General features: G+C 57.9%; 28 protein-coding genes and 1 other RNA gene. 15 read left to right on the top strand and 14 right to left on the bottom strand.

Features of this window, described 5'->3' with window-relative positions; genetic code table 11:
- The first annotated feature begins 8 nt into the window (after positions 1 to 8).
- The 8 genes from ACR0LI_RS05805 to ACR0LI_RS05840 all read left to right on the top strand — a co-directional run bounded on the left by ACR0LI_RS05805 (position 9) and on the right by ACR0LI_RS05840 (position 5,395).
- Complete coding sequence (locus tag ACR0LI_RS05805; protein ID WP_480718166.1) at positions 9 to 662, top strand: hypothetical protein; 654 nt, start codon at positions 9 to 11, stop codon at positions 660 to 662.
- Positions 663 to 721: 59 nt separating this feature from the next.
- Entirely contained in the window at positions 722 to 1,372 is a 651-nt protein-coding gene (locus ACR0LI_RS05810) for a TenA family protein (RefSeq protein WP_480487497.1), read from the top strand.
- A gap of 17 nt (positions 1,373 to 1,389) precedes the next feature.
- A complete protein-coding gene (locus ACR0LI_RS05815) occupies positions 1,390 to 1,752 on the top strand; it encodes a DUF4345 family protein (protein WP_480718167.1) in 363 nt (120 codons plus the stop codon).
- 36 nt (positions 1,753 to 1,788) lie between these two features.
- Positions 1,789 to 2,136: a transfer-messenger RNA gene (gene ssrA / locus ACR0LI_RS05820) on the top strand.
- A gap of 101 nt (positions 2,137 to 2,237) precedes the next feature.
- A complete protein-coding gene (locus tag ACR0LI_RS05825; RefSeq protein WP_480718168.1) occupies positions 2,238 to 2,669 on the top strand; it encodes an ester cyclase in 432 nt (143 codons plus the stop codon).
- Between the two features lie 125 nt (positions 2,670 to 2,794).
- Positions 2,795 to 3,610: a chromate resistance protein ChrB domain-containing protein gene (locus ACR0LI_RS05830; protein WP_209833202.1), complete on the top strand. Its 816-nt coding sequence runs from the start codon at positions 2,795 to 2,797 to the stop codon at positions 3,608 to 3,610.
- Complete coding sequence (chrA, locus tag ACR0LI_RS05835) at positions 3,607 to 4,860, top strand: chromate efflux transporter (protein WP_480718169.1); 1,254 nt, start codon at positions 3,607 to 3,609, stop codon at positions 4,858 to 4,860. Before ACR0LI_RS05830 ends, chrA begins: the two co-directional genes overlap by 4 nt.
- A gap of 76 nt (positions 4,861 to 4,936) precedes the next feature.
- The gene (locus tag ACR0LI_RS05840; protein WP_171168262.1) at positions 4,937 to 5,395 is read left to right on the top strand and encodes an SspB family protein; all 459 of its coding nucleotides are present in this window, start codon (positions 4,937 to 4,939) and stop codon (positions 5,393 to 5,395) included.
- 27 nt (positions 5,396 to 5,422) lie between these two features.
- On the opposite strand, the gene ACR0LI_RS05845 is transcribed toward ACR0LI_RS05840, so the two are convergent.
- Positions 5,423 to 5,986 carry a hypothetical protein gene (locus ACR0LI_RS05845; protein WP_171632634.1) on the bottom strand — a complete coding sequence of 188 codons (564 nt, stop codon included), beginning with the start codon at positions 5,984 to 5,986 and terminating at the stop codon, positions 5,423 to 5,425.
- Positions 5,987 to 6,191: 205 nt separating this feature from the next.
- On the opposite strand from ACR0LI_RS05845, the gene fumC reads away from it, so the two are divergent.
- From fumC to ACR0LI_RS05865, 4 genes are read left to right on the top strand one after another with little or no spacing between them, the layout of a single operon-like run.
- On the top strand, positions 6,192 to 7,586 hold the full coding sequence (gene fumC, locus ACR0LI_RS05850; protein WP_210092325.1) for a class II fumarate hydratase: 1,395 nt from the start codon (positions 6,192 to 6,194) through the stop codon (positions 7,584 to 7,586).
- Complete coding sequence (locus ACR0LI_RS05855; protein ID WP_171231680.1) at positions 7,586 to 7,762, top strand: DUF4169 family protein; 177 nt, start codon at positions 7,586 to 7,588, stop codon at positions 7,760 to 7,762. The genes fumC and ACR0LI_RS05855 overlap by 1 nt, the downstream gene beginning before the upstream one ends.
- Positions 7,759 to 7,980, top strand: coding sequence for a ribbon-helix-helix domain-containing protein (locus tag ACR0LI_RS05860; protein WP_480718170.1), 222 nt, complete (start codon positions 7,759 to 7,761; stop codon positions 7,978 to 7,980). The genes ACR0LI_RS05855 and ACR0LI_RS05860 overlap by 4 nt, the downstream gene beginning before the upstream one ends.
- 58 nt (positions 7,981 to 8,038) lie before the next feature.
- The gene (locus tag ACR0LI_RS05865) at positions 8,039 to 8,641 is read left to right on the top strand and encodes a DNA-3-methyladenine glycosylase I (protein WP_480718171.1); all 603 of its coding nucleotides are present in this window, start codon (positions 8,039 to 8,041) and stop codon (positions 8,639 to 8,641) included.
- A 4-nt stretch (positions 8,642 to 8,645) separates the two neighbouring features.
- Here ACR0LI_RS05865 and ACR0LI_RS05870 read toward each other — a convergent pair whose 3' ends face one another.
- From ACR0LI_RS05870 to ACR0LI_RS05885, 4 genes are all read right to left on the bottom strand, one after another.
- A complete protein-coding gene (locus ACR0LI_RS05870; protein ID WP_480718172.1) occupies positions 8,646 to 9,527 on the bottom strand; it encodes a fructose bisphosphate aldolase in 882 nt (293 codons plus the stop codon).
- A gap of 73 nt (positions 9,528 to 9,600) precedes the next feature.
- Positions 9,601 to 10,950, bottom strand: coding sequence for a cytochrome P450 (locus ACR0LI_RS05875; protein WP_480718342.1), 1,350 nt, complete (start codon positions 10,948 to 10,950; stop codon positions 9,601 to 9,603).
- Between the two features lie 2 nt (positions 10,951 to 10,952).
- On the bottom strand, positions 10,953 to 12,155 hold the full coding sequence (locus ACR0LI_RS05880) for a hypothetical protein (protein ID WP_480718173.1): 1,203 nt from the start codon (positions 12,153 to 12,155) through the stop codon (positions 10,953 to 10,955).
- A gap of 62 nt (positions 12,156 to 12,217) precedes the next feature.
- A complete protein-coding gene (locus ACR0LI_RS05885; protein WP_171723327.1) occupies positions 12,218 to 12,970 on the bottom strand; it encodes a cytochrome c biogenesis CcdA family protein in 753 nt (250 codons plus the stop codon).
- A gap of 106 nt (positions 12,971 to 13,076) precedes the next feature.
- On the opposite strand from ACR0LI_RS05885, the gene ACR0LI_RS05890 reads away from it, so the two are divergent.
- Positions 13,077 to 13,310, top strand: a complete 234-nt coding sequence (locus tag ACR0LI_RS05890; protein WP_171632649.1) for a sulfurtransferase TusA family protein — start codon at positions 13,077 to 13,079, stop codon at positions 13,308 to 13,310.
- 48 nt (positions 13,311 to 13,358) lie between these two features.
- Here the strand turns inward: ACR0LI_RS05890 and ACR0LI_RS05895 are convergent, their stop codons facing one another.
- The 8 genes from ACR0LI_RS05895 to purC form a co-directional block, all read right to left on the bottom strand.
- Positions 13,359 to 16,229, bottom strand: coding sequence for an Rne/Rng family ribonuclease (locus ACR0LI_RS05895; protein ID WP_480718174.1), 2,871 nt, complete (start codon positions 16,227 to 16,229; stop codon positions 13,359 to 13,361).
- Between the two features lie 508 nt (positions 16,230 to 16,737).
- The gene (locus ACR0LI_RS05900; RefSeq protein WP_050603452.1) at positions 16,738 to 18,072 is read right to left on the bottom strand and encodes a sigma-54-dependent transcriptional regulator; all 1,335 of its coding nucleotides are present in this window, start codon (positions 18,070 to 18,072) and stop codon (positions 16,738 to 16,740) included.
- Between the two features lie 12 nt (positions 18,073 to 18,084).
- Entirely contained in the window at positions 18,085 to 19,767 is a 1,683-nt protein-coding gene (locus ACR0LI_RS05905) for a sensor histidine kinase (protein ID WP_371732232.1), read from the bottom strand.
- Between the two features lie 132 nt (positions 19,768 to 19,899).
- On the bottom strand, positions 19,900 to 20,568 hold the full coding sequence (gene purQ / locus ACR0LI_RS05910) for a phosphoribosylformylglycinamidine synthase subunit PurQ (protein WP_152457897.1): 669 nt from the start codon (positions 20,566 to 20,568) through the stop codon (positions 19,900 to 19,902).
- Between the two features lie 11 nt (positions 20,569 to 20,579).
- The gene (locus tag ACR0LI_RS05915; protein WP_480718175.1) at positions 20,580 to 21,626 is read right to left on the bottom strand and encodes a zinc-dependent alcohol dehydrogenase family protein; all 1,047 of its coding nucleotides are present in this window, start codon (positions 21,624 to 21,626) and stop codon (positions 20,580 to 20,582) included.
- A 4-nt stretch (positions 21,627 to 21,630) separates the two neighbouring features.
- The gene (gene purS / locus ACR0LI_RS05920) at positions 21,631 to 21,861 is read right to left on the bottom strand and encodes a phosphoribosylformylglycinamidine synthase subunit PurS (RefSeq protein WP_117872765.1); all 231 of its coding nucleotides are present in this window, start codon (positions 21,859 to 21,861) and stop codon (positions 21,631 to 21,633) included.
- A gap of 115 nt (positions 21,862 to 21,976) precedes the next feature.
- Positions 21,977 to 22,642 carry a MarC family protein gene (locus tag ACR0LI_RS05925; protein WP_209833215.1) on the bottom strand — a complete coding sequence of 222 codons (666 nt, stop codon included), beginning with the start codon at positions 22,640 to 22,642 and terminating at the stop codon, positions 21,977 to 21,979.
- Between the two features lie 139 nt (positions 22,643 to 22,781).
- Positions 22,782 to 23,537: a phosphoribosylaminoimidazolesuccinocarboxamide synthase gene (purC, locus tag ACR0LI_RS05930; RefSeq protein WP_117869044.1), complete on the bottom strand. Its 756-nt coding sequence runs from the start codon at positions 23,535 to 23,537 to the stop codon at positions 22,782 to 22,784.
- Positions 23,538 to 23,724: 187 nt separating this feature from the next.
- On the opposite strand from purC, the gene ACR0LI_RS05935 reads away from it, so the two are divergent.
- Together ACR0LI_RS05935 and bmt are read left to right on the top strand one after the other, a co-directional pair.
- Entirely contained in the window at positions 23,725 to 24,042 is a 318-nt protein-coding gene (locus tag ACR0LI_RS05935) for a DUF1476 domain-containing protein (RefSeq protein ID WP_480718176.1), read from the top strand.
- Between the two features lie 121 nt (positions 24,043 to 24,163).
- Positions 24,164 to 25,177, top strand: a complete 1,014-nt coding sequence (bmt, locus tag ACR0LI_RS05940; protein WP_171632672.1) for a betaine--homocysteine S-methyltransferase — start codon at positions 24,164 to 24,166, stop codon at positions 25,175 to 25,177.
- A gap of 11 nt (positions 25,178 to 25,188) precedes the next feature.
- On the opposite strand, the gene ACR0LI_RS05945 is transcribed toward bmt, so the two are convergent.
- A complete protein-coding gene (locus ACR0LI_RS05945) occupies positions 25,189 to 25,965 on the bottom strand; it encodes an enoyl-CoA hydratase-related protein (RefSeq protein WP_480718177.1) in 777 nt (258 codons plus the stop codon).
- Positions 25,966 to 26,036: the final 71 nt, after the last annotated feature.

Raw genomic sequence — 26,036 nt, forward strand, 5'->3', positions numbered from 1 at the left:
AATTATTGATGTCATCAACGGCTGGCCTGTGGCTGGCCGTTGTTCTGAGCGGAGCCTATCACGGCCTGAACCCCGGCATGGGTTGGCCGCTGGCGGTGTCTTCGGCTCTGATGGAACAACGCCAATCCGCGCTTTGGGGTGCACTCGCGGCTTTGGCTGGCGGGCATTTCGTGGCCATGCTTGGCGTACTTCTTCCTTTTGCCCTGATGGCCGTACTGGTCGATTATCAGAATGAAATCCGCATCGGCGCGGCTCTGGTCGTGATTGGCATGGGCCTGTACATCGCGATAACCCGCCGTCATCCCCGCTTTCTTTCGCGGATCCCGCCAAGCAGGCTCGCGCTGTGGTCTTTTCTTGTGGCGCTTGCCCACGGGGCTGCCCTGATGCTGGTTCCAATCTATCTGGGCCTGTGTGCCGTGGATGAACTGGACGCGGGCCATCAAGCGATTTCTCAGATCATGACCACGAACACCCTTTTGGTTCTGGGCGTCGCCGCGCTGCATACGGCCGCCATGGTTCTGGGTGGCGGTTTTTTGGCCTTTGCGGTCTATAGTTGGCTTGGTCTGCAATTCCTGTCGCGCAGTTGGTTCAACCTGGAGCTCATCTGGGCCCTGAGCCTCATTCTGGTCGGTGGTCTGGGTCTTTGGTCCGCCCTTGGCTGACCTTGTACTTTGTTTTGAAACGCGCTTTGTCTGCATCGAAACAAAACTGGAGCTTCCGAATGCAGGACCAAACCCGCCCAACCGAAGTGCTGCGTCAGGGCAAAATCGACGACTGGACGGCCGCCACAACCCATGCTTTCACCCGCGAGTTGTCTGACGGCACCCTGCCCGAGAACAAGATGCGCTGGTATCTGCAACAGGATTATCAGTTCGTCGACGGTTTCGTGCGTCTTTTGGCCAGCGCCATCGCGCATGCGCCGACCCTTGCTGACAGCGTACCGGCCGCGCAGTTTCTGGCGGTGATCACAGGCCCCGAGAACACCTATTTCCTGCGCGCGATGGACGCTTTGGGCACTGAGCCCAGCACCGAGCCCGCGCCTGCCACGCGGGCGTTTCAAGATCTGATGGCCGAAGCCGCAGCCTCTGGCCGTTATCAGAACATGCTGGCGGTACTCGTCGTGGCGGAATGGGTTTATCTGAGCTGGGCCAGCCCAGAAAACCCGCCCAAAAACGGCTTGCCGTTCTGGTTTGCAGAATGGATCACGCTACATGCGGGCGAAGGGTTCGAAAGCGTCGTGGAGTATCTGCGCAGTCAGTTGGATAACGTCTGGCCGACGCTGGATGCGGCCGAACAGGCCGAGGTCACGCGACTGTTCCATCGCGCTGTCGAACTGGAACGTGATTTCTTTGACGCCGCCTACGCGGCCTGAACCATAAGGGGGCCGGAATGGTCGCAACTCTGAACGTCATCGCGGCATTGCTGACCATCGGGTTCGGCGCATTCGGGTTTCTGGCGCCGGCCCACACCGCGTCGGCCCTGGATCTGGCCCCGACCAACAGCACGATGGGGTTGTCCGAGATGCGCGCCTCGGTCGGTGGTTTGTTTGTTGTGACGGGGATCGCCGTTATCTGGCTGAACAACCCAATGGCCTATGTCATGCTGGGCATTGTCTATTCCGGTGCGGCGCTGGGCCGGTTTGTGTCAGTCGCGCTGGACAATCCCCCCTTGGCCAAGGCGTTGATCTTTGGGGGAATCGAACTGTTTCTGGCCGTCTGGCTCATCGCTGCAAACTTCAACAAAGCCACCTAACAGATTGGAAATGTTAAACACGGCTGAGTTCATTCTGAGTTTGCATCCACCCATCACCTCACCTATATAAGAATCGTCCTTCGGGACTATGGACATAAACGCGCTCGTAATAAGCGGATCGGACCCGGGGGCGGTACCCGGCGGCTCCACCAACCATCCTTCGTTTGGGGATTTTGGGGCCGAAACAGGATCGACGAACGTCTAAAGGGGTTAGCTTTGTCTCGGCTGTCTGCCACCGTTACCGGCGAAAACAGTACAATTGCAAACGACAATCGTGCTCCGGTTGCAGTTGCTGCGTAAGCAGTAGCAAGACCGAAACTTAAGCCCTTGCGCCTAGCCGCGTAAGGCGGGGTTCGCAGGTACCTGGCAACAGAAACCTGCATTAATCCCCCACATGTCTGATTTTATTCACCCGTCCCTTGGCAGATTCAGAGTTTATTCATTCCTTTTTGCCATCTTGCCAGCACTTGGACAGGAGAACTGGGATGACGAATTCAGAGATACTCAGAAAGTGGTACTCCGAAGTTTGGGAAAATGGAAACACCGAAGCAATTGATCAGTTCTTTGCACCCGAAACGACGGCCGAGGGGCTGATTCCGGAAATGCAGGTCGGTGCGGACGATTTTCGGGATCTGGTCATGGCGTTCCGCCATATTCTGGGGGACATCAAGGTCGAATTGCCCAAGATCATCGAAAACGGCGACTGGGTGTCTGCCATTCTGCATGTTCGTACTTTTCGGGCTGACAATGGCGCGCCACTGGAAGTCACGGGCCAGGTCATGGCGCGGTTCAAGGCCGAAAAGATGGTTGAAGCCTACAACCATTTTGACTTCATCTCGTTTTTTGAAGAGCTGGGCCAGTTTCCATCGGACACCCTGCCCGTATGCATGACCGGGCAACGCCTGGACTGGGCGTGAACCCAAAGCAATCTTGACCCCCATGACCCTTGCGCGCTAGCAAGTGCCATGGGGTAAGATTGCGAACGCCCCGTGAGGCGACAGCCCAAGTTTCGCATGTATCCGCGGTCACAAGGAAACATGCCATGGCATCGCCCAACTCTATTTCTCCCAAACAACTCCTGCGTCTGATTGGTACTCCGAATGCGCCCGTTCTATTCGACGTCTGCCTGAATGACGATTTTGAAGAAGATCCCTATCTGATCCCCGCATCAATCCGGCACCCGGCCACGGATCTTCAGGGGCTTTTGTGCAAGATCTCGGGCCGTTCGGTCGTTATTATCTGTCAAAAAGGCAAAAAGCTGAGCCAGGGCGTTGTCTCCTGGTTGCGCGGCGAAGGGCATCAAGCCGAATATCTGGAAGGTGGAATGCATGCCTGGCGCGACATGGCCGATGCACCACGTGTGCCCGCAACACGCATTCCTGATCGAATTGGTGGCCATACGCTGTGGGTCACACGTCACCGACCCAAGATCGACAGAATCGCATGTCCCTGGCTGATACGCAGGTTTGTTGATCCCGACGCCAAGTTCCTGTTTGTGGCACCCGGCGAAGTCGAAAGCGTTGCGACTGTTTTCGGGGCGTCACCTTTTGATATCGAGAACACGTTCTGGAGCCACCGAGGCGACAACTGCACGTTTGACACAATGTTGGATGAATTCGAGCTTCACTCCCCTGCGCTGGACCGGTTGGCGACGGTCATCCGGGCAGCGGACACGAACCGGCACGCGCTTGCACCCGAAGCGGCGGGATTGTTGGCGGTGTCTGTCGGGCTTTCAAGGCAGTACCGCGATGACCATGAAAACCTGAAAGCCGGGATGAACCTTTACGACGCGATGTATCGCTGGGCGCGCGATGGGTTTGACGAAAGCCATGACTGGCCCACCGGGCGAACGTCATGACACCGACACTGGCCGAGATTTTCAAGGTCTTTGGCAGGATCGGTCTGCTGTCTTTCGGCGGTCCTGCGGCTCAGATTTCCTTGATGCATCAGGAATTGGTCGAACGCCGACCCTGGCTGGATGAACAGACTTACCTGCGCGCCCTGTCTCTGTGCATGTTGCTGCCGGGCCCCGAGGCGATGCAGCTGGCAACCTATGCCGGGTGGCGCCTGCGCGGCGTTGCCGGCGGGCTGATTGCCGGCAGCTTGTTCGTGTTGCCCGGCGCGTTGGTGATTGCGGTTCTGGTCGCGCTCTATTCAGTATTTGGCGATGTTCCCTTGGTGCAGTCGGCCTTCACGGGCATCAAGGCAACCGTCATCGTCATCGTTTTGCAGGCGCTCCGCAATCTTTCGCGCAAGGCATTGAATGATCGCGAGCATCGAACAATCGCAATCCTGTCCTTCCTGGCCATTTTTCTGCTGAACCTTCCTTTTCCGGCGATCATATTCGTTGCCGCAGCTTGGGGGTACGTGACCTTCAAAGGACCCGTAGAAACTCCCACGCGAGAAGGAACACCACATCTGGCGCGGTCTCTGCGAACGATTGCTGTCTGGTTGCCCCTTTGGTTGAGCCCGCTCGTTACTCTGAGCGTCACAGGCCATCAACTGCTGAGCGATCTGGGGTGGTTTTTTGCCCGACTCGCCGTTGTGACCTTTGGCGGCGCATATGCCGTATTGGCCTATATGACCCAAACGATTGTCGACCAGTACCACTGGATCAGCACGGATCAGATGATTGATGGGCTGGGTCTGGCGGAAACGACTCCGGGGCCGCTCATACTTGTCACACAGTTTGTCGCCATGCTGACCGGGCAACTGACCGGCGGGTTCACGCTGGCGCTTGCAGCCGGTGCGGTTGCATTGTGGGCGACGTTCGTTCCGTGCTTTCTTTGGATTTTTCTTGCGGCCCCATATCTTGACCGTCTGGCTGCGCGTCCTCGCCTGTCCGCGGCCCTTCATGGAATCACCGCGGCCGTCGTCGGAGTGATTCTCAACCTTTCCGTGTGGTTCGCCCTGAATGTTCTTTTCGAATCGGTGTCTGAAAAATCATGGGGTCCTCTGGCAATCCCCATGCCGCAGATTTCCGCGTTGAATTTTACCGCATTCGGTCTAACTATCCTTGCTGGGGCCTTGATTTTTCGACTGAAATTAGGGATGGGAACCGTGCTTGCCCTGATGTCGATTGCCGGCCTGGCTGCACACAATATCTGATCAATCCGGTCGTACCCGCCCTTTCGTTTCCGAACAAAACCCCTATGCTGAGCATAACCACTTTTGAGGATCACACATGTCGCAAGGCATCGACTATGGAAACCTGATGCACACCGCCATGCGCGGCTTGATCAAAACAGTGCTGAAGGACGTTTCTGAAACCGGTCTACCCGGGGCGCATCACTTTTTCATCACGTTCGACACACGTGAAGATGGTGTGGAAATCGCCGACTGGCTGCGTGAACGATATCCCGAAGAAATGACCATCGTCATGCAGCACTGGTTCGAGAACCTCGAAGTCGGTGACCTCGGCTTTGGCATCACTTTGAACTTTGGCGATGCCCCAGAACCGCTGTACGTCCCTTATTCCGCAATAAAGACTTTCGTGGACCCATCCGTGGAATTCGGCCTTCGCTTCGAAAGCCCGGAAGACGAAATCGAAGAAGATCAAATCATCGAAGACGACATCGAAGTCGAAGAAGAAGAAATACATCACGATGCGGATATCGTGTCGCTGGACAGCTTTCGGAAGTGAACCTTCAAACCCCGCCCGGCGCGGGGTTTATCGTTTCATTAGGAAAGTCTCGACCGATCGTGATTTTTGACCATCTATGAATCGTGAAAACGCGAGGTTCAGCCCGCCCTGAGCAAGCGTGCGGTCGAATTGCTGCAACTCATATCCTCCGTCCTCGTCAATGAACAAAGAAAACACGGTCAGTGTTTCGCCGACGATGCGGCCCCATACAAATGGCTCGCCCTTCATCGGGTCCAACGGGACTTCGTGACCAAAAACATTGCGTTTCATCGCCGCCGAAAACACATCCGGTCGATCCGACGGAACAAAATCAATCGAGAACTTCTGTTCCTTTACGCGTCCATCCAACTTGTATGTCGTCGTCCGCCAACTGACGTTGAAACCGTTCTTGGTCTCGAAGATGGAAACGCTCATGTCGCGGGGCGTTGTCGTGCCATCCGCGTCCACAACTTCGGCTGAACCGATATAATCTCCTGTGAACGGTGTAATGTCTGCCGCGCGGGCCGCTGCGCTCAGAACCGACAGCCACAAAGCGCAAACTGCAAGTATCGCGACTGCTTTTCCAAGCGTAAGGCGATGGAAATCTGGCATTTTGTCCTCCATGGCGTCTATTGCTCCATTGTAGCCCAGCGGTATCGGCAAACAATGCACATTCCCCGCCTATAACGATTAAAGTGACGCACCCCGCGCCTATACCTTTGACGCCCTTAAGTTTAAGGTGCGCGCAACTGGCCGATTGCGTCACGGCGTGGCTGCGGCTAAACGGCATACAACTGCATACCAGACGGAGTGACCGATGTCTCAAACCCGCACAGAATCCGACAGCTTTGGCCCGCTCGAGGTTCCTGCCGACAAGTATTGGGGCGCACAGACGCAGCGCTCGATCATGAATTTTCCCATCGGCTGGGAAAAACAGCCGGTCGCCATCGTGCGCGCGCTGGGCGTGATCAAGAAAGCCTGCGCCATGGAAAACAAGGCAACGGGCAAGCTGGACGCAAAGATAGCAGATGCGATCATTCAGGCCGCAGGCGAGGTGATCGAGGGCAAGTTCGACGACAACTTTCCGTTGGTCGTGTGGCAGACGGGTTCGGGCACCCAGTCGAACATGAATGCGAACGAGGTCATCGCCAACCGAGCCATCGAGATTCTGGGCGGCAAGATCGGTTCCAAAGACCCGGTACACCCGAATGACCACTGCAACATGGGACAATCGTCGAACGATACTTTCCCAACCGCCATGCATATCGCAACAGCGATGAGCGTACGCGACGTCCTGCTTCCCGGCCTTGAAAAACTGGCGTCCGGGCTCGAGCAGAAGGCCGAGGAGTTCAAGGACATCATCAAGATCGGCCGAACCCATACGCAGGATGCGACACCGCTGACCTTGGGTCAGGAGTTCAGTGGCTATGCCCACCAGATTCGTCAGGGAATCGCACGCGTACATGCGGCGATGCCGGGGATTTATGAACTGGCCCAGGGCGGAACGGCCGTTGGCACCGGCCTGAACACCCAGCACGGCTGGGACAAAGCGGTCGCAGGACATATGGCCCAGATCACTGACCTGCCCTTCGTGACGGCGCCGAACAAGTTCGAAGCGCTGGCCGCGCATGATGCCATGGTCTTCCTTTCGGGCGCTTTGGCGACGATTGCCGGCAGCTGCTACAAGATCGCAAACGACATTCGTTTCCTGGGCTCCGGGCCTCGTTCCGGCCTGGGTGAGCTGATTCTGCCGGAAAATGAGCCCGGCTCGTCGATCATGCCCGGCAAGGTAAACCCGACGCAGGCCGAAGCGCTGACACAGGTCGCCGCGCATGTGATGGGCAACAACGCGGCGATGAATTTTGCCGGGTCGCAAGGGCATTTCGAATTGAACGTCTACAATCCGATGATGTCCTACAACCTGCTGCAATCGATCCAGCTGTTGGGGGATGCCACCGACAGCTTTACCGAGCGGATGCTAATGGGCATCAAAGCGAACGAGCCGCGCATCGACAAGCTGATGAAGGAATCGCTGATGCTGGTCACGGCGCTTGCCCCTACCATCGGTTATGACAATGCGACCACCGTTGCGAAAACCGCCCACAAGAACGGTACCACGCTCAAGGAAGAAGCCATCGCGCTGGGCTTTGTGGACGAAGCGACCTTTGACGCTGTCGTCCGCCCCGAACAGATGATCGGCCCAAAAGACTGATGGGCAAGCCGGTCAATCTGAACCGGTATCGAAAGGAAAAAGCGCGGGCCGAAAGAAAGGCCCGCGCTGACCGGAACGCCGTCGCATTTGGGCGTACAAAAGCTGAAAAAGAAGTCGTGAAGCTTCAACAGAAAAAACAAAAGCGCGACCTCGACAATCATGAGCTGGACGAATGAGCGGCCGTCCTGTCAAACGCTCTCTGACCCTGAAAGGACACCGAACTTCGGTATCACTCGAGGATGAATTCTGGCGTTCTTTTCGCGAGATCGCTCAGGAACAAGGTAAGCCAATCAATGCCTTGGCGGCTGAAATTGATGTGGCCCGCGACCCGGAAACGGGTCTTGCATCGGCCATACGCGTCTTTGTGCTGAACTGGTTCCGCAACCCTGATTGAGACTTGTCACGCCCTCTACTCGACGTGTAACGTGAGCTGGAACAAAAAGGGTACAACCATGAGCGACACCATTACCGGGCCGGATGGGCAGCAAAGATGCGCATGGTGTCAGGCCGCGCCCGAATTCTTTGAATATCACGACAATGAATGGGGTTACCCTGTCGACGATGACCAACGGTTGTTTGAAAAACTGTGCCTCGAAAGCTTTCAGTCAGGTCTCAGCTGGCGGACAATCCTGAACAAGCGCGAAAACTTCAGGAAAGCCTTCTGCGGATTTGATTTCAACAAGATGGCCGCGTTTTCTGATGCCGATGTGGAACGCCTGCTACAGGACGCCGGGATCATCCGTCATCGCGGCAAAATTGAAGCGGTGATCAACAATGCGCGTTGCGCGCAGGACCTTGTGGCCGCCGAAGGATCTCTGGCGGCTTATGTCTGGCGTTATGAGGCTGAAACACCCCCGCCCCCGCAAACAGCATCCACATCACCCGAATCCGTGGCCATGTCGAAGGATCTCAAGAAACGGGGGTGGAAGTTTGTCGGCCCAACAACCGTGTTTGCGTTCATGCAGGCCATGGGGCTGGTCAATGACCACGCCGAGGGCTGCATCGGCAGAAAAAAAGCGGCACAGATGCGCCGCTCTTTCATCAAACCTGCCTGACGGATCAGACCGAGGCTTTGTAAATCTTGTCGATGTTGCCACCTAGAGCCGCGTTGAATTCGGCATCTGACTGCTGCTTCGACAGACCTTCGGTCAAAGCCCGCGAGAAGGATGCGATCATCTTGCAGTTTCGGCTCAACAGGTCGCAGGCTTCTTCCGTCGAATAACCGCCGGACAGGGCCACAACCCGCAAGACCCGCGGGTGGTCTGCCAGCGCGTCATACAGGTTTGCCTGTGTCGGGATCGTCAGCTTCAGCATCACTTCCTGGCCTTCGGCCAGTTGATCGAGGTTTTTGAGAATTTCAGCCTTCAGAATGTCTTCCGCCTCGGCCTTGGTTTCCGAATGGATGTTCACTTCGGGTTCCACGATCGGAACCATACCGGCATCGGTGACTTCGCGGGCGACGTCGAACTGTTGGGCAACCACCGCGGCGATGCCGTCGGCATTCGCTTCGTGAATGACCGAGCGTTCCTTGGTGCCGAACACACCATCGGCCTTGGCCAGGGTCTCGGCCAGACCGGGGATCGGTTTCATCATCTGAACGCCATTTGCCTGTTCTTCCAAGCCTTTGTCGATCTTCAGGAAAGGCACGATACCTTTGACCGACCACAGGTAATCGGCAACCTTGCGGCCTTCGATCTCTTCGCCCAGGGTACGTTCGAACAGGATTGCACCAATCACTTTGTCCTTTGTGAAATCGTCGGCCAGAATGATGCGGGCACGCATCTTCTGGATTTCACCGAACATCTCTTCGTCTGAGTTGTAGTCGGATGCCTCGACACCATACAACGCAAGCGCTTTCGGGGTTGATCCGCCGCTTTGATCCAGTGCCGCGATAAAGCCCGTGCCGTTGATCATCTGCGCGCGCTGTTCTGCTTTGGACATATTGTTTTCCCGTTCAATGATGATTCCGATGTTCTTCCCCGCATACAACAGGGCGTGAACCGATGGTAGGTTGTTAGCGCTCAAACAGGCGTAACCATATGCCATCTTTGGATCGAACCGTCAGGTGAGCGACCGGAACAGGTGTTTTTCCCGGGATTGTTTCGAACCGGTAGCGGCGCAAGAGCATTGACAGGATCAGCGGCCCTTCGACCATTGCAAACCCTGCCCCGGTGCACACTCGGGGGCCTGCTGAGAACGGGATGTAAGCGTCGCGCTGGCACCGCTTGCCGTTTTCCGTGCCCCAACGGCTGGGATCAAAACCGTCCGGATCGTCCCACAAACGCGCCTGACGGTGCAAATGCCACGGGCTGATCACGATCTGCGCGCCAACCGGAACATCCCGGTTACGGAACCGTTCGGGGCACGTGGTCTCGCGGACCATCATGGGCACCGGAGGATAAAGGCGCAGCGCTTCACGGAACACATCCCGGCTGATCCGAAGTTTTGAAACAGAGGCAAATGAAGGATCATCCAGAACGGCGGCCTCCTCTGCAACCTTCTGCTGCCATTCCGGGTAAAGGGCCATCAGGTACAGCGTCCAGGCCAAGGCTGACGCGCTGGTTTCATGCCCGGCAAGAAAAAAGATCGCCACCTGATCAACCATTTCCTCGGGGTCGAAGAATTGCCCGGTTTCGGGATCAGCCGTCGTCATGATCTTGGTCGCAAGATCATCAGGTGCCGTTCCGTCCTTGATGGCCTTTGCGCGTGTTCTGGTCAGTTCGGCAATCAGCGCCCTGATATCCCGCGCGTTTTGTTTGGTCGCCCCGGAATGAAACCGGGGCAGCCACTTTGGCAAGGGAACAAAAGCCGCCAGATTCAGCAAAGGTTGCGCGCGTTGATAGGCCCGGAACTTTTCGAACACCTGGCTGGCGATAGCGTTGTCGATAGGAACGGAAAACAGGGTGCGAAATATCACATCCGCCGCCGCATGGCTTGTCTGCTCTTCGAATTCGAGCTCCCCTCCGACATGAGGCCGCAGCCGTTCTACACACGCCTCGGCGGCGGCCAGCATGGCCGGGAATGTATCCTTCAGACGCCCCCCTTCGAACGCGGGATCGATAATCCGCCGCTGTCGTTTCCAGGTCTCGCCATTGGTCAGAAACACCGAGTTGCCAAGCAACGGGCGCAGGCCTTCGCTGATCCTGCCCGATTTGGGGAAATCGTCAGCCCGTTTCTTGAGGACCGTTTGAACCAGTTCCGGTTGATTGATCAGAAACGACCGGAAGAACGGGGTTTTGAATTCTGCCATCCATGCTCGATACAGCCGGGCTGGCTGGGCCGACAGCAGGTCATGTCTAAACAGTTTCACATAGCGCAGCAACGAAACTTTCTCGGGGCGCGGGTCTGGCTTGGGCGGGGTCATGGTCATGGGTGTACCGAGGTGAACTTGGAGACAGGCGTCTCGATGCGGCTGCGCGAAGCCTCACGATCCGCAAACCTTTGCCCCAACGTCAACGGGCCAGCCGTTATCCGGAAATAATCATAACTTTCCGGCTTGTCGAAGGCGCAAAGATACTGAAAATGAAGCCGAAAAAACCGCCATCGCAAAGCCTTCCAGCGTCCCGGAGACAAGGTTTGCGAAAAAGCCGCTGAAAGGACCAGCGGCCAGCGTTTATCAGCATCGGCCACCCCCGTGACCGCAACCGGATCGCAAAGCGCAAAGGCGCAGCCATCACCGGGGGCCGAGACATCGAGCCAGCTGAGCTCGGACCGTGTGGACAGGAAATGCAGATCGGACCGCAAATCGTGTGCCCGGGGCAGAAACGAGACCATGGGAACCACCTGTCCCAGGCTGAGAAACGACAGCACCGCGCGTTGCTCGTGCACTTTCGTTTTTCGGATCAGCTCGGCCAGAACAGACACCCCCAGATGCGCGCCCGAGCTGTGGCCAACGACCAGCACTTCATCCACATCGGAATTCAGCGCCTCTTGGATCGTTTCACGAAACGAAGACAACCTGTCTCGCAGCTCGACCGGCATTTGCCCGCTCAACTGCGCTGAATAGGCGTAATCATGCATAAGGTAATACGCAAACAACCGGTTATCGACCTTGCGAAACCACAGCAGTAACGCGACGGCGATAGCCGCTCCGGGGAATATCCCCCACCAACCTGCCATGGCTATGCACGCCCATGCCAACGCAAGCGCGATCAGCAGCTGAGACACCAACATCGCCACTGGATACAACGCGGCGATCACCGGGCCCTTGCGCAATCGCATCAGACGCCACAACGTACCGGTTGACATGTAAATCCACGCCGTGCGGGCCAATTGCCAATAGGTCGCCGGGATCGAGGCCGACATGCTGTCGCGCACGATGTCGGACCAGACCAGAACCTCGAATTCCGTTTCAACAGTCAGGCCATCTTGTTCCGAGGTCACACGCCACCCAAAACGCCCGTCCGTTGTCTTTGGGGATATGGCGATCTCGTACCCCGAGATCCGGGCCTGATTCTGCGATTCACTGCGATACAGCTCGCGATATCGCCGGGGCGGCATCGGATCATAGCCGGGTATATAGAACACCCGACGTCTGCGCACCTGCGGCTGATTTGTGTGACTGCTCATGCCCTTACCTTCTGATGCGCAGGTTAACGCAGGCTTGCAGCCAAGGTAAGAGGGTCAGTTGATCACCCGAAATTTGCCAGCGCCGGAAAAGTCTCCAGCAACCACCAGCTGAAGCGGGTGAAAAGCCCGGTTATCAGCATGATGCCCACAAATAACAACAGCCCGCCCATGATCTTTTCGATCGTGCCCATATACGGTTTGATCCGGTTCATCACGGTCATGGAGCGATTCAGGAACATGGCTGCCAACAAGAACGGAATACCCAAACCCGCAGCGTAGACCCCCAGCAGAAACGTGCCACGCGCGACCGACGCTTCGTTCGCCGCCAGTGACAGGATCGCACCCAGTTGAGGACCAATGCAGGGGGTCCAGCCAAATGCGAAAGCCAGGCCAAGGATGTAAGCGCCAAAGACCGACCCACCGGAATCACCGGTTTCAATCCGTGCTTCGCGATCCAGAAAAGGAATCCGGAAAACATTCAGAAAGTGAAGGCCAAAGACGATGACAACGGCACCGGATAGCTTGGCGAACAGAACCTGATTTTGCAGCACAAACGCGCCAAAGGCCGATGCGGTAAAGCCAAGCAGCAGAAACACGGTCGACAGGCCCATGACAAAGAACAGCGCCGACAGGGTCGCCTTGCGCCGCGCACGGGCCTCGTCCTGCATCTCATGTATGGTAACGCCGCTCATATACGCCAGATAAGGCGGTACGATTGGCAATACGCAAGGCGACAGAAAGCTGATCAGGCCACCCAGAAGCGCGACCAACATGGCGGGCAGCAGTCCCGCGTCTATGATTTCGATTCCGAACATGTTTCTGCACATATGTGATGAAGAGCAATCCGTCACGGGGCCAAACAGTCACATCCTCGTGCTCGGAATCTGGACAATATTACAACTTCGCCCTATCCCGAAAATCATGTCAGAGATTACAGATACCCTGGACGCTTTGGGCCTGTTGTGCCCCTTGCCCGTCCTGAAAGCCCGCAAACGATTGAAATCCATGCCCGAGGGTGCCGTTCTGCGGGTGCTGGCCGATGACCCTGCGGCCATCGTGGATGTTCCGCATTTTTGTGCTGAGGCCGGGCATACACTGCTTTCCCAGAACACTGACGGCGCACATCAGATCTATCTGATCAAAAAATCCGGCTGACCTACGTTGCAGGCCAAAAAAGGCGGGCCGATCAGCCCGCCTTTTTTGTTAACTTCCCAGCGACCACCAACCGCGACGTTTGGGTTTGGCGGGTACAGGTTCAGGCTCTTCCGCCACGCTTTCAAGCACCGGCACGGGCGTTGTTTCCGCTGGCCCGTCTTCGGCAGGATCGTCGGTTTCTGAAACGTCAGCGGCTTCTACAGCTTCCGCAGAAGGCTTTTCACCCTCATCCGCTTCTTCAACCGCTTGTGCCGCATCCACACCGTTTGCAGGTTGCTCTTCCGACGGCGGAGCGTCAGCCTGTGCTTCGGCTGGTTCAGCGGCCACCTCAACTTGTTCCGCCACGACCTCTGCGCTTTCGCCCTCGATGCTCTCGCCGGTTTCCTCGGCTGCCGGCTCTTCCGTCACGGCGTCCGCCGTCGTGGCGGATGGCTCTTCAGGCTGATCCGCAACTTCTTCGGCCACCGCATCTTTCTTGCGACGGCGCGGGGCGCGTTTGCGCTTGGGCTTTGCCGGTTTTTCTTCCTCCGAAGCCTCAGCTTCAGCCGGCTCAGCACTTTCGACGTCAGGCGTATCGCTCTCTGCGTCTTCTTGTGCTGGCGCTTCACCCTCTTCTGCGGTCTGCTCCGGCGTATCCCCATTGCCCGCGCCTTTCTTGCGACGACGACGACGGCGCTTGCGCTTGGGCTTTGCCTCTTCTTCGGTCTGAACGATTTCCTCTTCGGTCTCTTCCGCGTCCGATGAATCGACAAGATCCATCAGCGACGCATCGACAGAAACAACAGGCGCCGTGGCCTCGGGAACAATCCGGCTGGCCGTCTTGAATTTCTCCATCGAGAAGTCCGGGCTGACCAAATGGATATCCCCTTCGATCCTCACCGAAAGCCCATACCGCGCCTCGATCTGGGCAATATGCTCGCGCTTCTGGTTCATCAGGAAGTTCGCGATACTGACCGGGCAGCGCACCAGAACCTCGCGCGAGCGGCGGCGGGTGCCTTCCTCTTCGATCTGACGCAGGATCGACAGCGCCATGTTGTCGTCCGAACGGATCAGGCCGGTGCCGTGGCATGCCGGGCATGGCTGTGTGGTCGCCTCGATCATACCGGGGCGCAGACGCTGACGGCTCATCTCCAGCAGACCAAAACCCGAAATACGACCAACCTGAATGCGGGCGCGGTCGGTTTTCAACTTGTCTTTCAGACGCTTTTCGACAGCAGCGTTGTTCTTGCGCTCGTCCATATCGATGAAATCGATGACAATCAGACCTGCGAGGTCGCGCAGGCGCAACTGACGTGCAACCTCTTCCGCAGCTTCAAGGTTGGTCTTGAGTGCGGTTTCCTCGATCGAGCCTTCCTTGGTTGCCCGGCCCGAGTTCACGTCGATCGCCACCAGCGCTTCCGTCACGCCGATCACGATATAGCCACCGGATTTCAGCTGTACGGTGGGATTGAACATCCCGGCCAGATAGCTTTCCACCTGATAGCGCGCGAACAGAGGTAGCGCATCTTCGTACCGTTTCACGTTCTTGGCGTGCGACGGCATGATCATCTTCATGAAGTCCTTGGCGATGCGGTACCCGCCCTCACCTTCGACCAAGACTTCGTCGATATCACGGTTGTAAAGATCTCGGATCGACCGTTTGATCAGATCACCTTCTTCATAGATCTTTGCCGGCGCGATGGATTCCAGTGTCAGCGCCCGGATCTGCTCCCACAAACGCTGGAGGTATTCATAGTCGCGCTTGATCTCGGATTTGGTTCGCTTGGCTCCGGCGGTTCGAATGATCAAACCCGCCCCGGTTGGCACATCGATATCCGTTGCGATCTCTTTCAGCTTTTTCCGGTCCGCCGCGTTGGTAATCTTGCGGCTGATGCCACCACCACGTGCGGTATTGGGCATCAGAACGCAATACCGTCCTGCCAGCGAAAGATAGGTCGTAAGCGCAGCACCCTTGTTTCCGCGCTCTTCCTTGACAACCTGCACCAGCAGAACCTGACGTACTTTGATGACTTCCTGTATTTTGTAACGACGCGGGCGCGGTTTGCGCGGCGGACGAATGTCTTCGCTGTCATCATCGTCAGCAACCGATTCAATCGATGCGTCTTTTGATGCAGCGTCTGTACCTTTGGTTTCGTCAACGTCCTCATCAGGGTCTTGTTCATCATCCGCAGCTTCGACAGGTTCTTCTGCTTGCTCGGGCTCGGATTGGGCTTCATCGCCTTCCGATAAAACGTCTTCAACGGCCTCCACCGCCTCTTCGGCCTGATCCTCCGCCTCGTCGTCCGAGGCCTCGACAGCCTGTTCAGTTGCTTCCTCGGCAACGTCGTCCAGCGCAGCCTCACCCGAAGCGGTTTCGGTTGCTCCTTCAGTGGCCGCCGCGTCATCGTCAACCGGCTCCTCTACCGGAGTTTCAGCGACGACTTCCATCGGCGACGTTCCTTCCGGAACATCAACATCTGCTTCTTCACCCTCGTCCAGATCGATGGTTTCCATGCCGGTTGGTTCGGTCGAAACCTCCATCGTTTCAACCGGATCATCCGATTTCACGTCAGCAGCCTTCGCACGAGACCGGGTCCGCCGCTTCTTGGATTTGGCCTCCTCAGCCTCATCGCGCGCCTTCATAGCCTCGGCATAGGCGCGCTCTTCCTCCATCAGCGCCTCACGGTCAGCGACAGGGATCTGGTAATAATCCGGGTGAATTTCAGAGAATGCCAGGAAACCATGCCGGTTCCCGCCATAATCCACAAAGGCCGCCTGAAGCGACGGCTCAACCCGCGTTACTTTTGCAAGATAGATGTTGCCGGCAAGCTGGCGTTTGTTTTCGGATTCAAAATCGAACTCCTCGACCTTGTTTCCGTCAACCACCACGACGCGGGTTTCCTCCGCGTGGGTGGCATCGATAAGCATTTTCTTAGCCATTTGTCCTTGGTGCACCGCGCCAAACGCGTTGTCCTGACCTGTCCAGGCGGACAGGCGCTTTTGGGGAGGTGTCTTGTCAGGGCGATATCAGACGGCGCGCGGCAGGGTCTGGCGCTGTGGCCCCCTGCCCGTTCTCTCAATCGTTGCGCGCGCGTCATCGCGGTTCTTCTCCGACAGGCGCGTCTGAACGCAGCCTGCCCATTTATTCCTTTCGCCCAGTGATCCCGGGCTCAGGTACTCCACTGCCCGTTGATGGGCATAATCGGTCTGCTGAACCGCGAGGTCTTGACCCTCACCAACGGATCAGCAGCGAAACTCAAAGATTCGGGACTTGCAGGCGTCAAATTCGCCCGGCCCGTTCCGACACAATAAAAGCAACCCTGTGGAAAAGACAATGGGCAAACTGCATTCTGCGCCCAAACCAGCGGTGACGCCCCCTTCATCTGGCCAAAAATATCCCGGGGGAGGCGCCACAGGCGACGGGGGCAGAGCCCCCAAATCGCATCGCTTACAGATAGTCCGAACGCTGAAGGCCGTATTTGGCCATCTTCTCGTTCAGCGTCCGGCGAGGAAGGCAAAGCTCGTCCATGACTGACGCGATAGAGCCTTTGTGCCTGCGCATCGTATTATCAATCAGCATTCGTTCGAACGCTTCGACATATTCCTTCAGCGGCTTGCCCTCGGTGGTCATCACCGGCTGCATCTCTTCGTGATCGGACATCAACAGAGACGCGATGGTGCCCGAGCCACGGCGCGATTGCAGCACCGCCCGTTCGGCAATGTTGATCAACTGGCGCACATTGCCGGGCCAAGGGGCCTGCAACAATTGCGCAGCCTCCTGCGCGCTCACCTGGGGTGCATCGCAACCGTATTCTTCGGCAAACTGCTCGCTGAGACGGGTAAACAGGGTCAGGATATCTTCGCCCCGCTGCCGCAACGGTGGCATGGTGATGCGCAGCGCCGCCAAGCGATAAAACAGGTCCGGGCGCAGCACGTCTTCCGACGTCTTGCCCGCCTCCTGCAAGTTCGAGATGGCAACGATCCGGGTCTCCGCAGGTGTGCCCTGCTCGTTCATCACGCTCAGCAGTTTGGCCTGCAACGTATCGCTCAACGCTTCCACGTCTTCCAGAACCAGCGTCCCGCCACGCGCCTCTTCGATGGCGGGCAGTTGCGCATCTTCGGGCATCATCGGGCCAAACAGGCGCTTGGCCAGTGCATCCTCTTCAAGCGCGGCGCAGGACACCAAAACAAACTTCTTACCGGCACGGCTGCCAACGGCATGAAGCGCGTGAGCCACAAGCGTTTTTCCGGTGCCGGTTTCACCGTCGATCAACACATGGCCGTCGGCCTGGCCGAGATCCAGAATATCCTCACGCAGCCGCTCCATGACCGGGCTGGCACCGATCAGCTTGTTCATGATCTGGGTGCCGCCGGACAGCTCGCGCCGCAAGGCGCGGTTGTCCAAGGTCAGACGGCGCGCATTGCTGGCGCGTTTGGCCAGTTCGGACATCCGATCGGGGTTGAACGGCTTTTCAAGGAAGTCGAACGCGCCAACGCGCATCGCTTCAACCGCCATCGGCACATCACCGTGGCCGGTGATCATGATCACCGGTAAGGTGCTGTCGGCCCCCATCAGCTTTTTCAGAAGCTGAATGCCATCCATTCCCGGCATCTTGATGTCCGAGATCACGATCCCCGGATAATCCGGCCCCAGAACCTTGAGCGCGTCCTCGGCGCTGGCAAAGGTTTCCGTGTCATACCCGGACAAAGCAAGCCATTGGCTGATCGATTGGCGCATGTCCTGTTCGTCATCCACAATGGCGATTTTCATGGCCTGTGCCATAGTCATTCCTCGTTATTCCGCGGCCTCAAGGCCGTCGCTTCCCAGTGCTGGCAACTGCATTTCAAACACCGCGCCGCCGTGTTGGCCGTTGCGCGCAGTCAGCCGTCCCCCATGGTCGTTCACGATCCCCGACGAGATGGCAAGCCCCAGGCCCACCCCGTCTCCGGGCTGTTTGGTGGTATAAAACGGCTCGAACAGGTTCTCGATATCCTCGATCCCATGCCCGTTGTCGCGTACCGTCAGGACAGCCGTGTCACCCGCCGCCAGGATGATTTCCACATCCGGCTCTGCCACTGATTTGGTGGCGTCCAGCGCATTGCGCAAGAGGTTGACCATAACCTGCTCGATCCGCATCCGGTCCCCCATCACCACCACCGGTTCTTCCGGCAGGATCTGGGTGATCTTTACATGGCGCTGACGCAACTGCGGTTCCATCATCGACAAGGCCGAGGCCAGCGCTTCGCCAAGATTTACAGGTGAAAACGCATCTGCCCCCTTGCGCGCGTAAGATTTTAGCTGCCGCGTAATCGCCCCCATCCGCTCGATCAGACCATCGATGCGACCGAAACTTGCCAACGCTTCTTCCGGCCGGTTTCGACGCAACAGCAGACGGGCGCCGGCCAAATAGGTTTTCATTGCAGCCAGAGGTTGATTCAGCTCGTGACTGACCGCCGCTGACATCTCACCCAGAGCTGCAAGTTTCGAGCTTTGGGCAAGGGTCTGTTCGGCCAAATCCAACGTCTTTTCAACCCGTTCGCGTTCAGCGATTTCCCGCTGTAGCCTGGCGTTCAATGCGCGAAGCTCTGCCGACTCGCGCTGAAACAGGGTCATGCGCAGCGTCGCCCTTCGGCTCAGCGCGTAGAACGCCAGCGCCAGAAGAATCGCAAAGCCCATGATCTCGAGCGCCAGAACGCTGTTCACTTTCTCGCGGATCGAGGCATAGGTCGTGAAAGATGTCATTTGCCAGCCGCGGAACGGGATGCGCGTCTCCAGACGCATCACGGCCTCGCCTTGCAGGTAGGCGTCAGGTGGCAAAGCGGTCCAATCGGTGGTCGCGCGAATGGCCCGCTGGATCGCCCCTTGCGGCGGTTGACGCAGCAGGGCCGCCCCCTCATCCAGACCCCGCCAGCGCGGTTCGGTGGACAGAATGATGGTCCCGGTGCTGTCAGTGACCATCACCGCATCCGAAATACCGGCCCATGCCTGTTCAAACTTTTGCAGATCAACTTCGACAACGATCACGCCCAGTATTTCCGCACTGTTTTCAAGCCGGCGCGAATAGACAAAGCTGTATCCGCCGGATTCCTTGGGAATAACGGAAAAGATCGTCGCATTTGACCGGATCGCATCCACAAAATACGGAATATTCCTGTGCGCCTCGCCCAGCCTGTTCCGATCCGTCGCCGCAACCGTTCGCCCGTCACCATCCAACAGCATCAACGACGCCGCACCGATTTCCTCAACGAACGAAATCAAACGCTGCGTCGATAACGAATAGTCTCTGGATTGCAGCGCCGAAATCAGTGTCGGGTCCCGCGCCAGCAACTGGGGCACGATCGAGTTGCGGCGCAGTTCGCTCAGCAAATTGCCCGAATACAGCGCAAGGCGCAGCTCGGCCCGGTTGCGGGTGGATTCGGTGAACCTGTCGGTCAACAAGCGGTTGGTGATCCAAACCGTTGCGATTGTTGCCACCATCAATACAATAACAGCCAGCCGCAGCCGCCACCCCAACGGGGCGCCGCGAAACGGTTTCAGCAGCTTTGACCAGCCTGATCGCACGTCCGAGTTCATGATCAGACGTTACGCGCGGGCGCGCGTGACCTCAAGTCACGCCGCTTCAAACACACCTGACAATGCGCGGAACAGCGCCGCCCCGTCGGTGCCGCCATGCCCTTGATCGGCCGCACGCTCGGGATGCGGCATCATACCCAGAACACGACGGTTTTCGGAAAGGATCCCCGCGATATCACCGACTGAGCCGTTGGGGTTCTCGGTATAGGTGAATGCGATCCTGTCCTGATCTCTCAACGCCGCCAGCGTTGCGTCATCCGCGAAATAGTTGCCGTCGTGATGCGCGATCGGAATACCGATCACGTCGCCTGCGTTATAGCCACCGGTAAACACGCTGTCGCTGGTTTCGACTTTCAGGCCCACAGTCTTGCAGATGTATTTCAGCCCGGCATTGCGCAGCAGCGCCCCCGGCAGGATACCTGTTTCCGTCAGAACCTGAAATCCGTTGCAGATCCCGACCGCATAACCGCCGCGTTCAGTGTGGTTGACCACGGCCTTGCAGATCGGCGACTGCGCAGCGATTGCACCGCACCGCAGATAGTCACCGTAAGAAAACCCGCCCGGAACGCCCACGATATCAATACCGTCCGGCAGCGCCGCATCTTTGTGCCAGACCATGTCGACCTGAAAACCAGCCTGCTCAAAGGCGACCGCGAGGTCTCGGTCACAGTTTGATCCGGGGAAAACGATTACGGCTGCGCGCATGGCGGGCCCTCCTACGAGACAAAATCGGTGACGACCGCAACGCCCGGAGGGGTTGGGTGGTCAAAGGCGGCAAGCTCGGCGCTCACCTGGTTGAGAGATATTTTTCGCGTAACCAACGGGCTCAGGTCAATTCCACCGCCCGCGATCAGCGACAACAAAGACGGATAGCGCCAGCTTGGCATTCCGCGTGTGCCAAAGACGGAAAGCTGGTCAGAGTAAAGCACATCCATCGGCAACGCCATCTGGGTGTGATCTCCGGCAGGCATCCCGATCTGCACCATGCGCCCCATTTTGCGCAGGGAACGCATCGCGGAAACGGTCGTAGCTTCGACGCCAAGCGCCTCGATCGCAACATGGGCGCCGCCACCGGTGATTTCCTTCACCACCTTAGGCGCATCGCAGGTTGCCGCATTGACCACCGCGTCAGCGCCCAGAGCCTTGGCATAGTTTAGTTTGTCATCCGTGATGTCGACAATTACCACACGTGCGCCAAGCGCCTTGCCCAGCAGCAAAGTGGAAATCCCGACACCGCCGCCGCCGCCGAAGACGGCAATCCATTCACCGCCCTGAACCTGTGCCCGACCGACCAATGCCTGCCACGCTGTCGTCACGCGGCAACCCAACGCGGCCGCGATGTCCGGCGCGATGCTGTCCGGCAAGGATGTCAGGTTCGCGTCGGCATGGGCCACCGCGACATATTCTGCAAAAGCGCCGTCACAGGTGAACCCCGGCACAACCTGATCCGCGCAGATCGTCTGATGACCCTGCGCACAATCCGGACACCGGCCACAGGCCAGAATGAAAGGCGCAATCACCCGATCCCCGACACGCCACCGGGTGACGCGCGCGCCGACGGAAACAACCTCGCCGCAATATTCATGACCGGGGGTCATGGGCAGGATGACATCCGGGTCCGAACCAGACCACGCGTGCCAGTCAGACCGGCACACGCCGCAGGCCAGCACCCGCACGACCACGCCGTCTTCCGCAGGTGCGGGATCCGGGATCGTCGTTACCTCAAGCGGCTGACGGTAAGTGATCAGACGCGCGGCCCGCATTCCGTCAGACCAGTTCGATCTCGTAGCGTTCGATAACCGTGTTGGCCAAAAGCTTTTCGCACATCTCGGTCACATCTGCTTCGGTCGCGCCGTCGGCCAGTTCAAGGTCGATCACCTTGCCCTGCCGCACACCTTCGACCTGATCAAAGCCCATTGCGCCCAATGCGTGCCGAACCGCTTCGCCCTGCGGGTCCAGCACCCCGTTCTTGAGCATCACATGAACCCGTGCTTTCATTTTGGCAACTCCACCTGCGGGCCGCAATCCGGGACCCATTTCGTTGCGCGGGGGATAGCGCGCCAAATGGCTTTCGACAACCCTGTTTGCAAAGCAGTTTGCCGCAGCAATCCAACTATTCGCCTTCTTTGACCAATCCCGGATAATGCGCGTCAATCGCATGGAACGTGCCAGTCAGAACCATCTCGACCGCGACGGCGACCAGCAGGATGGCCATGATCCGGGTCAGGACGTTGATCATTGTCTCACCCAACAGGCGCGAGATCTGATCTGCGAACAACAATCCCAGCCCCACGATCGCACAGGCAATCAGGATCGCCGAACCCAGCGTCACGATTTCGGCACCGTTCGACAGTTGGTGCGAAAAAACGATCGTGATGGCAATCGTGCCCGGCCCGATGGTCAAAGGTATCGCCAGCGGTACGACGGCAAAATTCAGTTTCCGCTCGTGCCCGTCGTCCATCGCGGCCTGATCGCCCGGCGGCCGGTCCTCGGCCTTCAACATCGACATCCCGATTCCGAAGATGATGATCCCTCCGGCTATCCGGAAAGCCGGCACATCAATGCCAAAAACCCCAAGCACCTCTTCCCCGATCACAACAGCGGTCAGTGCAATGACGGTAACCGAGATCATGACAACAACCGCAACATGCCGCCGTTCTGCCGCGGTGCAGTTTTTCGTCATGCTCAGAAAAATCGGGATGTTGTAAAGCGGATTGAAGATTGCAAGCACGGCGGCCAAAAACTTCAGAAATACTGTCTGATCAAACAGTTCCGCCATTTGACACCCATCCTGAACCTTTTGTGCCTGCCCGAGGCAAACATGCTGGGGAAACAGGAAACTGTCAATTTCAACCGCGAACGAAAAAACGCCGCAAACACGGTTGCGGCGCTTTGGCAAACTTGTGGTCCGGCTGTTCCTAGTTGATCAGCGTCGGCTTGGTGACATTGTTGCTGGGCAGGACACCCAGACGGCGTGCAACTTCGGAATAGGCGTCGGTCAAACTGCCCAAATCACGGCGGAACACGTCCTTGTCCAGTTTCTGGCCGGTTTCAATATCCCACAGGCGGCAGCTGTCGGGGCTGATCTCGTCAGCTACGATCAGTCGCTGATAATCGCCTTCAAACACGCGGCCGATCTCGATCTTGAAGTCGACCAGACGAATGCCCACCGCCAGCATCACACCGCTCATGAAATCGTTCACGCGCAAGGCAAGGCTGAGGATATCGTCCATGTCCTGCTGGCTGGCCCAGCCAAACGCGGCGATGTGTTCTTCGGTGACCAGCGGATCACCCAGCGAATCGTCCTTGTAGCAATACTCGACAATCGGGCGCGGCAGTTGCGTGCCCTCTGCAATGCCCAAGCGCTTGGACATCGATCCGGCGGCATAGTTGCGCACGATCACTTCCAGCGGAACGATTTCGCAGTTGCGAACCAGCTGTTCACGCATGTTCAGGCGGCGAATGAAGTGGTTCGGAATGCCGATCTGGGTCAGGCCGGTCATGAAGAATTCCGACAGGCGGTTGTTGAGCACACCCTTGCCGTCGATCACGTCCTTCTTTTCCGCGTTGAAGGCGGTGGCGTCATCCTTGAAATACTGGACGATCGTGCCCGGTTCGGGGCCTTCGTACAGAATCTTGGCCTTGCCTTCGTAGATTTTCTTGCGACGCGCCATAAGCGACCTTTCCACTCTGCACAGAGGGATTGAGTCCCCTCACGTTGGCGTCCTCATAGTCCAAGCACCCATTTCCCGCAAGTTCATGTACCCGAGAGGCTTTGACGCAGCGCAAATCCCTTGCGCATGGGACGTCGTATAGTCATATCATCAGGAAAGAAGACATAACCCAAGAGGTCCTTGCCCTATGACGACGTTCGACGAACGCGAAAACGCCTTTGAAGCCAAGTTTGCCCATGATGAAGAGATGCAGTTCAAAGCACAAGCCCGCTGCAACAAGCTTTTGGGTCTTTGGGCTGCTGAAAAACTGGGTAAATCCGGTGCCGACGCCGAAGAATATGCAAAGACGGTCGTGATTTCCGACTTCGAGGAAGCCGGGCACGAAGATGTCGTTCGCAAGGTTTCGGGTGACCTGGGCAACCTGTCCTCGGACGAGGAAGTCCGCGCAAAAATGGCCGAGCTTCTGCCGGAAGCCAAGGCACAGGTTCTGAGCGAGACCAACTGAGCCCAGGGCGTCCGACTCATGATCTTCATGAGTTTTATGAATTTGATTTGACGCCTTGGTCATGAGACACGGGGCGTCTCTTTTTTTAACGGCGTTTTGCGCCTTTTCCTGGAACAACCCTATGACAAACGCGCTGAGCAAGCTTCTGGAATCCAATGACGCCATTCTGGCCGATGGTGCCACGGGAACGAATCTGTTCAACATGGGCCTGCAATCTGGTGACGCTCCCGAACTCTGGAACGTGGATGCCCCGGACAAGATCCGGGCTCTGTATCAGGGGTCGGTTGATGCAGGCAGCGATCTGTTCCTGACCAACACGTTCGGCGGCACAGCGGCACGGCTGAAACTGCATGACGCGCACAACCGCGTGGGCGAGCTTAACCGCATCGGCGCCGAGCTGGGGCGCGAAATCGCCGACAAGGCGGGACGACCTGTCGTCGTTGCAGGATCGGTCGGCCCGACTGGTGAAATCATGGAACCGGTCGGCAGCCTGTCGCACGCGGAAGCCGTGGAAATGTTCCACGAACAGGCGGAAGCGCTGAAAGAAGGTGGGGTGGATGTTCTGTGGGTGGAAACCATCAGCGCCCCGGAAGAGTTTCGCGCCGCCGCCGAAGCCTTTGCCCTGGCCGACATGCCCTGGTGCGGCACAATGAGCTTTGACACGGCCGGACGCACGATGATGGGTGTCACCTCGGCCGATCTGGCACAACTGGTCGAAACCCTGCCGAATCCTCCCATCGCTTTCGGTGCGAATTGCGGCACCGGCGCATCCGACATTCTGCGCACCGTACTGGGATTTGCCGCGCAAGGGACTGAACGCCCGCTGATTTCGAAGGGCAATGCAGGCATTCCGAAATATGTGGATGGTCACATCCATTATGACGGCACGCCCGAACTGATGGGGCAGTATGCCGCCATGGCGCGGGATGCCGGCGCGACCATCATTGGCGGGTGCTGCGGAACCATGCCCGACCACCTGCGCAAGATGCGCGAGGCGCTGGATACCACACCTCGTGGCGAACGCCCGACACTCGATCAGATCACTGATACGCTGGGTCCGTTCACATCCGCCTCGGACGGGACGGACGACGATGCGGCACCGGATCGCCGCACACGCCGCCGCCGCCGCGCATGATGCCAGCCTGATCAGCGCCCTTCGAATTTCGGAGGGCGTTTTTCCATGAAGGCCACAACACCTTCGGCAAAGTCCCGCGAACGGCCACATTCGCCTTGCAGGTGCGCCTCGGTCGCAAGCTGCTGTCGCAGGGTGTTTTCATACGTTCCGCGAATGGCTTGCTTGATTGCGCCATAGGCGGCCGTGGGGCCTTTTGCCAGATACTCTGCCCTCTTGCGCCAATGATCGGCGAAGGCGTCATCCGGCACGGCTTCCCAGATCATGCCCCATTCATCCGCCTGCTTTGCGGTGATCTTGTCGGCAAACAAGGCCGCGCCCATTGCTTTGGCCAACCCCATCTGACGGGGCATGAACCATGTTCCCCCGGCATCGGGAAGCAGACCGATACGGGCAAATGCCTGTAGGAAATAGGCGCTTTCGGTGGCAATCACCACATCTGCACAAAGGGCAAGGTTCGCGCCTGCCCCGGCCGCCGGTCCGTTCACCGCGGCAATCGTGGGCACCGGGCAATTGTGGATCGTCTCCAGCATCGGTTCATATTCATCGCGCAGCGACCGTTCCAGATCGATCTTGCCGGTTGAAGACGCATCGCCCAGATCCTGCCCGGAACAAAACGCAGGGCCCGAACCGGTGATGACGACACAGCGCGCCTTGACCGCTGCATCTTTCATCGCGTGCGTAATCTCTGCCCGCATCTGGGTGGTCAGCGCGTTCATCTTATCCGGCCTGTTCAGCGTCAGAACTGCCAGACCATCTGCAATCTCCAGAGCAACCGTTTCGTAATTCATGAAAACCCTCCCGTCGCGCCATGTGTTTTTGCACACTTACTGGCCCGGACGGGACGGGAAAAGCAGAACCA

It is taken from the genome of Ruegeria sp. CL7, assembly GCF_056536445.1.

Excerpts from the sequence above, each read along its gene's own strand:
- ACR0LI_RS05840 (WP_171168262.1), top strand. The coding sequence starts at position 4,937 with ATGTCGCAAGGCATCGACTATGGAAACCTGATGCACACCGCCATGCGC.
- ACR0LI_RS05875 (WP_480718342.1), bottom strand. The coding sequence starts at position 10,950 with ATGACCCCGCCCAAGCCAGACCCGCGCCCCGAGAAAGTTTCGTTGCTG.
- ACR0LI_RS05925 (WP_209833215.1), bottom strand. The coding sequence starts at position 22,642 with ATGGCGGAACTGTTTGATCAGACAGTATTTCTGAAGTTTTTGGCCGCC.
- ACR0LI_RS05945 (WP_480718177.1), bottom strand. The coding sequence starts at position 25,965 with ATGAATTACGAAACGGTTGCTCTGGAGATTGCAGATGGTCTGGCAGTT.
- ACR0LI_RS05870 (WP_480718172.1), bottom strand. The coding sequence starts at position 9,527 with ATGTCCAAAGCAGAACAGCGCGCGCAGATGATCAACGGCACGGGCTTT.
- ACR0LI_RS05895 (WP_480718174.1), bottom strand. The coding sequence starts at position 16,229 with ATGGCTAAGAAAATGCTTATCGATGCCACCCACGCGGAGGAAACCCGC.
- ACR0LI_RS05865 (WP_480718171.1), top strand. The coding sequence starts at position 8,039 with ATGAGCGACACCATTACCGGGCCGGATGGGCAGCAAAGATGCGCATGG.
- ACR0LI_RS05810 (WP_480487497.1), top strand. The coding sequence starts at position 722 with ATGCAGGACCAAACCCGCCCAACCGAAGTGCTGCGTCAGGGCAAAATC.
- bmt (WP_171632672.1), top strand. The coding sequence starts at position 24,164 with ATGACAAACGCGCTGAGCAAGCTTCTGGAATCCAATGACGCCATTCTG.
- ACR0LI_RS05845 (WP_171632634.1), bottom strand. The coding sequence starts at position 5,986 with ATGCCAGATTTCCATCGCCTTACGCTTGGAAAAGCAGTCGCGATACTT.
- chrA (WP_480718169.1), top strand. The coding sequence starts at position 3,607 with ATGACACCGACACTGGCCGAGATTTTCAAGGTCTTTGGCAGGATCGGT.
- ACR0LI_RS05855 (WP_171231680.1), top strand. The coding sequence starts at position 7,586 with ATGGGCAAGCCGGTCAATCTGAACCGGTATCGAAAGGAAAAAGCGCGG.
- purC (WP_117869044.1), bottom strand. The coding sequence starts at position 23,537 with ATGGCGCGTCGCAAGAAAATCTACGAAGGCAAGGCCAAGATTCTGTAC.
- fumC (WP_210092325.1), top strand. The coding sequence starts at position 6,192 with ATGTCTCAAACCCGCACAGAATCCGACAGCTTTGGCCCGCTCGAGGTT.
- ACR0LI_RS05805 (WP_480718166.1), top strand. The coding sequence starts at position 9 with ATGTCATCAACGGCTGGCCTGTGGCTGGCCGTTGTTCTGAGCGGAGCC.
- ACR0LI_RS05880 (WP_480718173.1), bottom strand. The coding sequence starts at position 12,155 with ATGAGCAGTCACACAAATCAGCCGCAGGTGCGCAGACGTCGGGTGTTC.
- purQ (WP_152457897.1), bottom strand. The coding sequence starts at position 20,568 with ATGCGCGCAGCCGTAATCGTTTTCCCCGGATCAAACTGTGACCGAGAC.
- ACR0LI_RS05825 (WP_480718168.1), top strand. The coding sequence starts at position 2,238 with ATGACGAATTCAGAGATACTCAGAAAGTGGTACTCCGAAGTTTGGGAA.
- ACR0LI_RS05830 (WP_209833202.1), top strand. The coding sequence starts at position 2,795 with ATGGCATCGCCCAACTCTATTTCTCCCAAACAACTCCTGCGTCTGATT.
- ACR0LI_RS05900 (WP_050603452.1), bottom strand. The coding sequence starts at position 18,072 with ATGGCACAGGCCATGAAAATCGCCATTGTGGATGACGAACAGGACATG.
- purS (WP_117872765.1), bottom strand. The coding sequence starts at position 21,861 with ATGAAAGCACGGGTTCATGTGATGCTCAAGAACGGGGTGCTGGACCCG.
- ACR0LI_RS05815 (WP_480718167.1), top strand. The coding sequence starts at position 1,390 with ATGGTCGCAACTCTGAACGTCATCGCGGCATTGCTGACCATCGGGTTC.
- ACR0LI_RS05860 (WP_480718170.1), top strand. The coding sequence starts at position 7,759 with ATGAGCGGCCGTCCTGTCAAACGCTCTCTGACCCTGAAAGGACACCGA.
- ACR0LI_RS05935 (WP_480718176.1), top strand. The coding sequence starts at position 23,725 with ATGACGACGTTCGACGAACGCGAAAACGCCTTTGAAGCCAAGTTTGCC.
- ACR0LI_RS05885 (WP_171723327.1), bottom strand. The coding sequence starts at position 12,970 with ATGTTCGGAATCGAAATCATAGACGCGGGACTGCTGCCCGCCATGTTG.
- ACR0LI_RS05915 (WP_480718175.1), bottom strand. The coding sequence starts at position 21,626 with ATGCGGGCCGCGCGTCTGATCACTTACCGTCAGCCGCTTGAGGTAACG.
- ACR0LI_RS05890 (WP_171632649.1), top strand. The coding sequence starts at position 13,077 with ATGTCAGAGATTACAGATACCCTGGACGCTTTGGGCCTGTTGTGCCCC.
- ACR0LI_RS05905 (WP_371732232.1), bottom strand. The coding sequence starts at position 19,767 with ATGGTGGCAACAATCGCAACGGTTTGGATCACCAACCGCTTGTTGACC.